The following is an 11690-nucleotide window of genomic DNA, read 5'->3' as shown; positions in this document are numbered from 1 at the left end:
ACTTGCGGTGCCGGGAATGGCGGGGGACGGATGAAGCAGAGGCTCAGGCGGCATATCGTGCTGATCGGCATGATGGGGGCGGGAAAGACCGCCGTTGGGACCGAGCTTGCCCGCCGTCTGCATGTCTCGTTCACCGATTCGGACGCGGCCATCGAATCGGCCGCCGCGATGAGCATCTCTGAAATCTTCGCCCGCGACGGCGAGACCTTCTTCCGCGACCGCGAGGCAGAGGTGATCGCCCGTCTGCTGGAACGCCCGCCCGGCGTGATTTCGACCGGCGGCGGGGCGTGGATGCAGGAACGCAACCGCGAGGCCATCCGCGATCATGCGCTGTCGGTCTGGCTGAACTGCGATCTTGAGACGCTGTGGCATCGGGTCCGCATGCGCAGCACCCGCCCGCTTTTGCAGACCGCCGATCCGAAAGGCACGCTGCAACGTCTGCTGGAAGAGCGGAACCCGGTCTATGCGACCGCCGATCTGGATTTTCCCGCCCGTCCCGGCAGCGTCGAAAAGACAACCGCCCGCCTGATCGAGGTGCTGCGCGAGAAGGAAGAACTGTGGCTGAACAGATCGAAATGACGAAACCCGTCACCGTCCATGTCCCCCTGGGCGACCGCGCCTATGACGTCCGTATCGGTGCAGGCCTGATCGCCGAGGCAGGCGCGCTGATCGCGCCACTCCTGCGCCGTCCTCGGGTGGCGATTGTCACGGACGAGACCGTGGCCGGGTTGCATCTGCTGCCCTTGCAAGAGGCGCTGAAGGCTGCGGGGATTGCCTCCGAAGCGCTGGTTCTGCCTGCGGGAGAGGCCACGAAAAGCTGGCCGCATCTGACCCGCACCGTCGAATGGCTTTTGGAGCAGAAGGTCGAGCGGGCCGATATCGTCGTGGCGCTTGGCGGCGGTGTGATCGGTGATCTGGTCGGCTTTGCGGCGGCCATCCTGCGGCGGGGGGTGCGCTTCGTGCAGATCCCGACCACGCTTCTGGCGCAGGTGGACAGCAGTGTTGGCGGCAAGACCGGCATCAACAGCCCGCATGGCAAGAACCTGATCGGCGCCTTTCATCAGCCGACACTGGTGCTGGCCGATATCGCCGTGCTGGACACGCTGAGCCCGCGCGACTTTCTGGCCGGGTACGGCGAAGTCGCGAAATACGGGCTTCTGGGCGATGCGGATTTCTTCGGCTGGCTGGAAGAAAACGGCCCGAAGTTGCGGGACGATCTGGCGCTTCGTCAGCATGCCGTGGCCCATTCGGTCGCGATGAAGGCCGGGATCGTGGTCCGGGACGAGACCGAGCAGGGCGAACGGGCGCTTTTGAACCTTGGTCATACCTTCGGGCATGCACTTGAATCGGCGACCGGCTATTCCGACCGGCTGCTGCATGGCGAGGGTGTGGCTATCGGCTGCGCGCTGGCCTTTGATCTGTCGGCACGAATGGGGCTTTGCAGTCAGGAAGCGCCATCCCGCGTTCTGGCGCATCTGCGGCAGATGGGCATGCCCGCGCGTTTGTCCGACATTCCCGGACTGTTGCCGGATGACGACGATCTCATCGCCCGGATGGGACAAGACAAGAAGGTTGTGGACGGCAGGTTGCGTTTCGTGCTGGCACGTGGAATTGGTGAATCGTTCGTCAGCGACGACGTGACGCCCGACCTTCTTCACGCGGTCCTTCGGGACGCACGCATCTAGGCCCCGCATCTCGCCGCCACCCGGACGGACGCACTTGATACGTGAAGTGTAAGAGACAGGGCGGTAAAATATGGAAATCTTTACAGCAAGCGGGTTTCAGGCCCTCTTGGAGGTCATCGGCATCGATCTGGTGCTGGCGGGCGACAATGCGGTCGTGATCGGTCTGGCAGCGGCGGGGCTTCCGGCGCATCTTCGCGCAAGGGCGGTGCTGATCGGGATCATCGCGGCCACGGTTCTGCGGATCTCGCTGGCGTTGATCGCCACATGGGTGATGGGCATTCCGGGGGTTATCCTTGTCGGCGGTCTGCTGCTTTGCTGGGTTTGCTGGAAGATGTGGACCGAGTTGCGCTCGGGCGAGTCGCATGATCTTGCCGATGGCGACGGATCGGTCGATAGCAAGAAAACGCTTGGTCAGGCGGTGTTCCAGATCATCATCGCCGATGTCTCGATGTCGCTGGACAATGTGCTGGCCGTCGCTGGTGCTGCGCGCGAACATCCGACGGTTCTGGTCATCGGGCTGGTCCTGTCCATCGCCATGATGGGCCTTGCCGCGCAATTCATCGCCAACCTGCTGAACCGCCACCGCTGGATCGCTTATGTCGGGCTTGCGATCATCGTCTATGTCGCCGCCGAAATGCTGTGGGAAGGCGGACACCAGTTCTGGCCGACGCTTCAGGCATGGATGGGCACGGGGCCGAGTGCGGGCTGAAATTATCAACACCTAAGGTGAAGCGCGTGCGCGGAATCAAGTCGCGCTTGCGCGATGCCGGGCATTGTCCGACCGCCCCGACGGTCGGGCAATTCGGTGAGGTCTCGCGCAACAGATAGCGACGACGGTGTGGAACCATAAAGCGTTCAGTACGACCGTTGCATTGCCCACCCGCGGTCGGGCAATACCCTTCGCTCTGATTGGCAAGCGTGAAAACCAAGCACCCGCCCGAATTCGAGGTGCCGAAGGCGCTGCCTTCTGTTTGGACCATCGGCAACACCCCGAAATCCGCCCGCCGATGTCCCTTTCGGAAAGCCGGAAGTCGCAAACGGGCAACAGCGGGGCATTTCCCCCTCTAGGCTGGTGACAGGTTCTGCCTGTCGCAGGACGTGATGGCAGGCTGCCGCAGAGGAGCGGCGGTCAGCCCCTTGAATCATGGAGGAGGTCGCATGAGCGGTAACAGAGGCGTGGTCTATATCGGGCCGGGCAAGGTCGAGGTTCAGAATATCGCCGATCCGAAGCTGGAAGCTCCGAATGGGCGCAAGATCGAACATGCGGTGATCCTCAAGGTCGTCTCGACCAATATCTGCGGCTCTGACCAGCACATGGTCCGCGGGCGCACCACCGCTGAACCGGGTCTGGTCCTTGGCCACGAGATCACCGGCGAAGTGGTCGAGAAGGGCGTCGATGTCGAGATGCTGGAGATCGGCGATATCGTCTCGGTGCCGTTCAACGTGGCTTGCGGTCGCTGCCGCTGCTGTCTCTCGGGCGATACCGGGGTCTGCCTGACGGTGAACCCGGCGCGGGCCGGCGGCGCTTACGGCTATGTCGATATGGGCGGCTGGATCGGCGGGCAGGCGCGCTATGTCATGGTGCCCTATGCCGATTTCAACCTGCTGAAATTCCCCGACCGTGATCGCGCGATGTCGAAGATCCGCGACCTGACCATGCTGTCGGACATTCTGCCGACTGGCTTCCACGGCGCGGTCAAGGCAGGCGTTGGCGTCGGCTCCATCGTCTATGTGGCGGGGGCCGGTCCTGTTGGTCTGGCAGCCGCCGCTTCGGCCCGGATTCTGGGTGCTGCGGTGGTCATGGTCGGCGATTTCAACAAGGAACGTCTGGATCACGCCGCGAAAGTCGGCTTCGAGCCGGTCGATCTGTCGAAATCCGACCGTCTGGGCGACATGATCGAGCAGATCACCGGCACGCCCGAGGTGGACAGCGCCATCGACGCCGTTGGCTTCGAGGCGCGTGGCCATTCGGGCGGTGAACAGCCCGCCATCGTGCTGAACCAGATGATGGAGATCACCCGCGCCGCCGGTCAGATCGGCATCCCCGGCCTTTACGTGACCGAGGATCCGGGTGCGGTGGACAGCGCCGCCAAACAGGGCAGCCTGTCGCTGCGCTTCGGGCTTGGTTGGGCCAAGGCGCAAAGCTTCCATACCGGGCAGACGCCGGTGCTGAAGTATAACCGCCAGTTGATGCAGGCGATCCTGCATGACCGGCTGCCGATTGCGGATATCGTCAATGCGACGATCATCCCGCTGGATCAGGCGGTTCAGGGCTATGAAAGCTTTGATCAGGGCGTGGCCAAGAAATACGTGCTGGACCCGCATGGCGGTCTGGCCGCCTGAGGCGATCACTCACGGTAAACAAAGAACGGGCGGCCTTCGGGTCGCCCGTTCAGCTTTTGGGTTTCGCTAACGGGCACCACGCATGCTCCAATAAAACAACTCTAGAATCTGGCTGCGCGGAGCTCCGTGAAAGGTTGCGTCATAAGCGTGATCGAGCAGTGAATCTGAAGCGATCACACCGCGATTCAGAAGCTCGTAAAAGCGGGCGATGCGGATGGCTTTCCAGTTTTCTCCCCTGTCATAATTCATCCGCGCGAAGATAGCGTATCGATCCGTAGTAAAGCGCTGCGCGCCGCTTGTAACCCTGCATCCCGGAAAACGTTCAACGCTGGCCTGAATGATCTCCAGATCCCCGACATAGTAGGTGACCTCGCCTTTGCAGAAGGCTTCTGCGAGCTCCATATGTGACGTTGCCCGCCAAATGGCGCCCTGGTGACCGGCATCAGGACAGCTTGTGGGCCTATTGCCTCCGGTATTGCGCATTGCAGCGATAATGACGTCTCGCTTTCTTGCCCAAGCGCCGCTGTTTAGAATTGCTTCGATACCATACTGGAAGGCGTTAGTTCGTCCAACTACGCCAATCAGGGCTTTTCGTACTCCACAGATGCTTTGTGGCTCGACATCGCCTTCACGCATCAGATAACTGATCCCAGTCAGGAACAACGGCGGCGATACTGCATATTCACGCAATCGCTCGCGGTTGATGCTGGCGGGGTCGCAGAGAATGTCTATCTCCCCCCCGTCCAGTAATTCGATCCGGTCGTCAAGGAATGTACCCCGCATCAGCTCATCAACATTGACGACTTTAAACTCTCCTTCCTTCAGTGTTGGAGCATTGCCATCCACGATCATCATCTGCTTAAGGACCTCGTCACAGATATAGATCATATAGCCATCATACCCCGCTGCACGCAGCGGCCCCGACTTAACGGTCAAGTTTGCATTGCTCCTATCCGGTTGCACTGGGCCTTCCGAAAAGGGCGGCGCATCTTCACGCACGCCAATTATAAGTATCTTTTCGGAACTATTGGTTGTCGTGCTATCTTCCCCACGTTTCACCATAATCTGATCAGCGCGGATATGTAGCGGCAGTGCCATCAGCAATAGGAACAAAAGCAGCTTCAGCAGTAATTTTTCGGTACTTGCAGAGTGTAAAAGCGACATAATCAATTTTCTTTCTTCTTGGGTGTGATATCTTCGGTGATTTCTAGCCAGATCGCATAAAATATCAAAAAAAAGAACGACAAGCTGCCATAAATCAGGGTCTCCCGCGTCTTAAAATCTATTGCAACCCCAGCAGGTCTAGGTCGCAAAAAGCTATCTGGGTAACTTATGACCACGACTATATAATAGCTTGCAAGTGTCACCACCGCGAACAGGAGGCCGAGTAGAATCATTACCGGTAAGGAATGCTCTTTGTGTTGATCGCTTAGTGATAAAACGGCAACAGATATAATGAATCCGATTGGTAAATTCAAAAGGTAAAATACCCATTTAGAATCGAAGTGGAACGCGACTTCATTCTGAGTCAATCTGAATCCTGATGAAGCCCAGAACAGCAAAAAATCGGCGGCAACGAGGCCTAGCACCATCTGCATCGCGGGGATTAGCGACATAGTAACCAGATGCACAAAGGGAGGACGACGTAAGGACCATATCGGCCATGAGCTGTCTTCGCGCCGTACATCAAGACCAAAAATTGCAGTTAATGCGCTTAGCGCAATACCAAAAGCAATAGGTAGCGGCGCAAGTATTCCGAGGCGCATAAATTGCGGAATTTTCTCATTTCTCACCTGTTCCTTGACTAATTCCCATATTTTTACGCATGCGTTCTTGCTCGATTCTAGTACAGGTTCATCGCTTACGTTTGTTGAGCCGGAGTCATTCGACTGCAGATCTTTCGAATTAGGATCGTCGCCTATAATTTCTAAATCATCGAAGAGCTGTTTTTGACAGCTTTGTTCTATAATCATTTTTTTTTGCTTCGCCTAGCGATACTTTTGAATTTGTGAGGCGTATCTTGAGGTCGTCGATGCGTTTTAAAATTGTTGCCTTGTCAGGCGATTTTTCAGATGAATTGGCTTCAATTTCTTTATCGGAGTTCAACACGATCGGGGCTGATGTCTCCGCAATCTCGATGCCGACGGAACCAGATGGATCCGAAGTGGAAGTGATTTCGGTTCCTATTTTTCCTTGATAAGTTCTAATCTCTGCCTCAATATCTCTAATATTTGTTTCAGATCGTGTAATTTTCTGGTTGGTCGCTGCGTTCTGGGCATTAATCGCGACCTCAATACGTTCTTTAAGGGCGGCCGGCTTTACGTCGTACCAGTCGTAATAAAGATAAGTTGCCGTAGCCATTGCACAGAAAAGTGCCATAATAAGACTCATCACAAACGAATTAACTTCTATTTGGTAGCCCTGCTTCAATTTAGTGTCGACGTGATCAATTGCTGTTCCTTTTCGAGTGTTCTTTATTGCGCGGTTGTTGCGAAGAAAATGAACCGAAAATACTGCGATTGTATCATTTGCCACGGACATTACATTTTCAAATAGGTCTTTTCGGGCGTCGTCGTTCTTTAGCAGTGGTTGTGACAACTTTTTCCGCAACTCTTCTATCAAGTCCTCGAGTTTGTCAGACATCGTTGCCATCGCATCTAGTTGCGAGTAAGGAAAATGCTGGATACGCTGTTTTCCAGTAATTCCAGGTGACAAAAAATCTATTGTATGAAGTGAGTTTTTGATGATCGGGATCTGATCTTTATAAAAGCTATCGGAGAATGATTCCTCGGAATTTTTTTCGAACATTGCTGTCAGAGGCTTCGGATCTTCGAAATGTTCTTTTTCAAAATTAATGTCGTGCAGTTTTTCTATGATCCCGTAAACGCCCCGCGGTATTCCGGCTAGTCGATGTGAAAGTGTCCGCATCGTGCTTTCGACCGGCTTCAATACACCGATCGAGAAAATCGCAATGATTGCAGCCGAAATAAAGACCGGCTTGCCGTATTCTCCCTGTAACAGACTGGCAAGATCATCCTCTTCGCCCGCGAGCGTGGAGACCGGACCTATTTGCAATCCCGCCTCGTGCTGTCTGACGATCAACTCGTAAATTTCGGTAGAGCTGAGAATGATCGCATAGGTTACCAAATAGAGCAGAGAGTAAAAAAGGAAACCCGCCATCTTTTCCCTGGGCGTGCATAACTGCTCGACCCGCATATTTCGAAGGATCGGATGTTCCTTGAATGGGATAGTGGTCAGCGACGAGTTGTAATTACGGTAAGCCTCGATCAGCAAGGTCATCGCACCCGCAGCCACCACGCCCGCGTAAACGAACGTGTTCATTGTCGCCTCACCTGCAAACTGTTAGGTCAGGGACATTCACTGACAGAAGGGTTGCAGGGGCCCGCATAGACGGTTGCGGCAGCGCTGTCGGTTCCAGGATGGGAACTGTTCAGCGCAAGCAGAGTCAAAACTGTGAATATGTAGCTCATTTACCAAACTCCAATTACCAAAGAAAATTCTCTCACGGTTTGGTGATTCAGGCAATTTATATTAATTTTTCCGATTTCACAGGTGAACGCACCAAAATAGCGGATGCGAGGAAACAACAGAATCTTGAGATCCAATTAATTTAATTGAACTAAATTTTCGAAAGTGGAGCCGCGCCCCTCGCCGAACTAGGCAACATATCGTGCTTGATAAAGTCTCATGCGGCGTCCGAGGCCGGTTCCTTGCGGGTGTAGTTCAGGATCGGGGCCAGCCAGCGCTCGGTTTCCTCAAGCGACATACCCTTGCGGGCGGCATAGTCGCGGGCCTGATCTTCCTCGACCTTGGCGACGCCGAAATAATAGGCGTCGGGATGGCCGATATAGATGCCCGAGACCGATGAGCCGGGCCACATCGCCATGCTTTCGGTCAGCGTCACGCCAGTCGTGGCCTCTGCATCAAGCAGCTTGAACAAGGTCAGCTTTTCCGTGTGATCCGGTTGCGCCGGATAGCCGGGGGCAGGGCGGATGCCGCGATATGGCTCGCCGATCAGTTCCTGCGGTTCGAAGGTCTCGTCGGCACCGTAGCCCCACAGATCCTTGCGGACCCGTTCGTGCAGCATCTCGGCCATGGCCTCGGCGATGCGGTCGGCCAGAGCCTTGACCATGATCGAGGAATAATCGTCATTCGCACGCTCGAACCGGGCGGAGATTTCGTTTTCCTCGGGACCAGCGGTCACGACGAAGCCGCCGACATAATCCGGGGTGACGCCCTCGGGGGCCACGAAATCCGACAGGCAGACATTCGGGCGGTCGCCGCGTTTCGTCACCTGTTGGCGCAGCATGTGGAAGGTCGCCAGATGCTCGGCCCGGTCCTCGCCGGTATAAAGCCGCACATCGTCGCCCACCGTATTCGCGGGCCAGAAGCCCACCACGGCGCGCGGGCGGAACCATTTGCCCTCGATGATCCGGGCCAGCATTTCCTGGGCTTCGTTGAACAACGACCGGGCGGCCTCGCCCTGTTTTTCATCGTCAAGGATGCGGGGATAGACGCCCTTCAGCTCCCATGTCTGGAAGAACGGGGTCCAGTCGATATATCGGGCGATCTCGGCCAGATCCCAGTCCTCGATCACGCGGCTGCCAAGGAATTGCGGCGCATTCACCCGGTAGCCGGTCCAGTCAACCTTAAGCGCATTGGCCCGCGCCGCAGCCAGCGGCAGGCGTTGCTTGGCGGCCTCGGCGCGTTCGTGCTTTTCGGCGACATCGACATATTCGGCGCGGATATTGTCGATATAGGCCGCCTGCTGCGTCGGGCTGAGCAGCGACGAGACCACGCCGACCGCGCGGCTGGCATCGGTCACATAGACCGCCTGACCCTGATGATAACGCGGCGCGATCTTGACCGCGGTATGGATGCGAGAGGTGGTGGCGCCGCCGATCAGCAGCGGCAGGTGGAAGCCTTCCCGCTCCATCTCGGTTGCGACATGGACCATTTCGTCCAGCGACGGGGTGATCAGGCCCGAAAGGCCGATCACATCGACCTTTTCCTCACGCGCGACTTCGAGGATCTTCTGCGCGGGCACCATCACCCCCAGATCGATCACCTCGTAATTGTTGCAGGCCAGCACGACGCCAACGATGTTCTTGCCGATGTCGTGAACGTCGCCCTTGACCGTCGCCATCAGGATTTTCCCGGCGCTTTGCCGGTCCGAGCCGCCATTCGCGGCCTTTTCCTCTTCCATATAGGGCAGCAGCACCGCCACGGCCTGTTTCATCACCCGGGCAGATTTCACCACCTGCGGCAGGAACATCTTGCCCGCGCCGAACAGATCGCCGACCACGTTCATCCCGGCCATCAGCGGGCCTTCGATCACATGCAGCGGACGTTCGGCCTGAAGCCGTGCTTCCTCGGTATCGGCCTCGATATATTCGGTGATGCCGTTGACCAGCGCATGTTCCAGCCGCTTCGCGACGGTCCATTCCCGCCAGCTCAGATCCTTCTCGCGCGCCTTGGTGCCGCCATCGCCCTTGAAGCGTTCGGCGATCTCCAGCAACCGCTCGGTCGCGTCTTCACGGCGGTTCAGGACCACATCTTCGCAGGCTTCGCGCAGATCCGGGTCGATCTGGTCATAGACGGCCAACTGCCCGGCATTGACGATGCCCATATCCATCCCCGCCTGAATGGCGTGGTAAAGGAAGACGGCATGCATCGCCTCGCGCACGGGTTCATTGCCGCGAAAGCTGAACGACAGGTTCGAGACCCCGCCCGAGATATGGCAATAGGGCAGGTTCTGACGGATCCAGCGGGTCGCCTCGATGAAATCGACGCCGTAATTGTTGTGTTCCTCGATCCCGGTTGCCACGGCGAAGATGTTGGGGTCGAAGATGATATCCTCGGGCGGGAAGCCGACTTCCTCGGTCAGGATCTTGTAGGCGCGGGTGCAAATCTCGATCTTGCGGGCGCAGGTATCGGCCTGACCCTGTTCGTCGAAGGCCATGACCACGACCGCCGCGCCATAGGCCAGACACAGCTCGGCATGATGGCGGAACTGTTCCTCGCCCTCTTTCATGCTGATCGAGTTGACGACCGGCTTGCCCTGAACGCATTGCAGCCCGGCCTCGATCACCTCCCATTTAGAGCTGTCGATCATCACCGGAACGCGGGCGATATCGGGTTCGGCGGCGACGAGATTCAGGAACTCGACCATCGCGGCCTTTGAATCGATCAGCCCCTCATCCATGTTGATGTCGATGATCTGCGCGCCGTTTTCGACCTGATCGCGGGCGACCTCGAGGGCGGCGGCATAGTCGCGATTGGTGACCAGCTTGCGAAACCGGGCAGAGCCGGTCACGTTCGTCCGTTCGCCGACATTCACGAAAGGAATGTCGGGGGTCAGGATAAAAGGCTCTAGCCCGGACAGGCGAAGCTGGCGTTCAGGCATATTCAGGCACCTTTCGCGGGCTGTATTTGGCCACCGCATCGGCGATGGCGCGGATATGATCGGGCGTGGTGCCGCAGCAGCCGCCGACGACATTGACCAGCCCCTCGCGGGCGAATTCCTCGACCTGAACGGCGGTGTCGTTCGGGCCTTCGTCATATTGGCCGAAGGCATTCGGCAGGCCGGCATTCGGATAGGCGCAGATCAGCGTCTCGGACACGCCCGAAAGCTCGGCCAGATGCGGACGCATGGCCGAGGCACCAAGCGCGCAGTTCAGCCCGATGGTAAAGGGTTTTGCATGGCGAACCGAATGCCAGAAGGCGGTGGGCGTCTGCCCCGACAGCGTCCGCCCAGAGGCATCGGTGATCGTGCCGGAAATCATCAGCGGCAGTTCCCGGCCATGTGCCTTCATCGCCTGAATACAGGCAAAGATCGCGGCCTTGGCGTTCAGCGTGTCAAAGATCGTCTCGATCAGCAGGATATCCGCGCCACCCTCGATCAAGCCGGTCGCCTGTTGCAGATAGGCTTTGCGCAGATCGTCAAAGGTGACCGCGCGGTAGCCGGGATCGTTCACATCAGGGCTGATCGAGGCGGTCCGGTTGGTCGGCCCAATCGCCCCCGCCACGAAACGCGGCCTGCCATCTTCGGCTGTGGCACGGTCCAGCGCCCGGCGCACGACGCGCGCGCCCTCGACATTCAGATCATAGACGGCCTGCTGAAGCCCGTAATCGGCCTGCGCGATTGTCGTGGCCGAGAAGGTGTTGGTCTCGACAATATCCGCGCCAGCCTTGGCATAGTTATAGTGGATCTGCTCGATCGCCTCGGGCTGCGTCAGGATCAGCAGGTCGTTGTTGCCCTGCTGCGGATGGTCCGAATGGTGACGGCAGACATGGCCTGATCCGTGGCCGGTATAATCATCCTCGCCCAGTCCCAGACCCTGAATCTGCGTGCCCATCGCCCCGTCGAGGATCAGAATCCGTTCACGGGCAGCGCGTTCCAGCGCGGCGAATACGGGTGATTTGGGCAGTCCGGTCATGTGCAGGCTCCTCGGGGGGCGAGCACGATACATACGCTTTACCTGCCCGCGCCGCAAATTCATAGTTTTCCAGAAGATTATGCGCCGGATCGATAATCCCGAAATGCATCCTCGCCTGCGCGCATGGCCCGGCTTCTTCGTTGTCCAAATACCGATGACGACGTGGCAGACCGTGACCGGGGCGGCATTGGATCATCCGACC

9 protein-coding genes are annotated in these 11690 nt (G+C 57.8%); 4 read left to right on the top strand and 5 right to left on the bottom strand.

Annotation, left to right across the window (positions count from 1 at the left end):
- Positions 1 to 30 precede the first annotated feature (30 nt).
- The 4 genes from JJJ17_RS06870 to fdhA all read left to right on the top strand — a co-directional run bounded on the left by JJJ17_RS06870 (position 31) and on the right by fdhA (position 4028).
- Positions 31 to 579, top strand: a complete 549-nt coding sequence (locus JJJ17_RS06870; protein WP_200684898.1) for a shikimate kinase — start codon at positions 31 to 33, stop codon at positions 577 to 579.
- The gene (aroB, locus tag JJJ17_RS06865; RefSeq protein WP_200685744.1) at positions 576 to 1685 is read left to right on the top strand and encodes a 3-dehydroquinate synthase; all 1110 of its coding nucleotides are present in this window, start codon (positions 576 to 578) and stop codon (positions 1683 to 1685) included. The genes JJJ17_RS06870 and aroB overlap by 4 nt, the downstream gene beginning before the upstream one ends.
- A gap of 70 nt (positions 1686 to 1755) precedes the next feature.
- Positions 1756 to 2394 (top strand): TerC family protein, encoded by a 639-nt coding sequence (locus tag JJJ17_RS06860; RefSeq protein ID WP_200684897.1) that lies wholly within the window; start codon positions 1756 to 1758, stop codon positions 2392 to 2394.
- 449 nt (positions 2395 to 2843) lie between these two features.
- On the top strand, positions 2844 to 4028 hold the full coding sequence (gene fdhA / locus JJJ17_RS06855) for a formaldehyde dehydrogenase, glutathione-independent (RefSeq protein ID WP_200684896.1): 1185 nt from the start codon (positions 2844 to 2846) through the stop codon (positions 4026 to 4028).
- 66 nt (positions 4029 to 4094) lie between these two features.
- On the opposite strand, the gene JJJ17_RS06850 is transcribed toward fdhA, so the two are convergent.
- From JJJ17_RS06850 to JJJ17_RS06830, 5 genes are all read right to left on the bottom strand, one after another.
- Positions 4095 to 5192: a type 2 periplasmic-binding domain-containing protein gene (locus JJJ17_RS06850; RefSeq protein WP_200684895.1), complete on the bottom strand. Its 1098-nt coding sequence runs from the start codon at positions 5190 to 5192 to the stop codon at positions 4095 to 4097.
- A 2-nt stretch (positions 5193 to 5194) separates the two neighbouring features.
- Positions 5195 to 6001, bottom strand: a complete 807-nt coding sequence (locus JJJ17_RS06845) for a hypothetical protein (RefSeq protein ID WP_200684894.1) — start codon at positions 5999 to 6001, stop codon at positions 5195 to 5197.
- Positions 5961 to 7370, bottom strand: coding sequence for a hypothetical protein (locus JJJ17_RS06840; RefSeq protein WP_200684893.1), 1410 nt, complete (start codon positions 7368 to 7370; stop codon positions 5961 to 5963). Before JJJ17_RS06840 ends, JJJ17_RS06845 begins: the two co-directional genes overlap by 41 nt.
- A gap of 364 nt (positions 7371 to 7734) precedes the next feature.
- On the bottom strand, positions 7735 to 10455 hold the full coding sequence (metH, locus tag JJJ17_RS06835) for a methionine synthase (RefSeq protein WP_200684891.1): 2721 nt from the start codon (positions 10453 to 10455) through the stop codon (positions 7735 to 7737).
- Positions 10448 to 11488, bottom strand: a complete 1041-nt coding sequence (locus JJJ17_RS06830; RefSeq protein WP_200684889.1) for a homocysteine S-methyltransferase family protein — start codon at positions 11486 to 11488, stop codon at positions 10448 to 10450. The genes metH and JJJ17_RS06830 overlap by 8 nt, the downstream gene beginning before the upstream one ends.
- Between the last annotated feature and the right edge of the window lie 202 nt (positions 11489 to 11690).

The sequence above is a fragment of the Paracoccus caeni genome (genome assembly GCF_016629665.1).
Classification (GTDB): Bacteria; Pseudomonadota; Alphaproteobacteria; order Rhodobacterales; family Rhodobacteraceae; genus Paracoccus; species Paracoccus caeni.
This window is presented reverse-complemented; position numbering and strand designations above follow the sequence as displayed.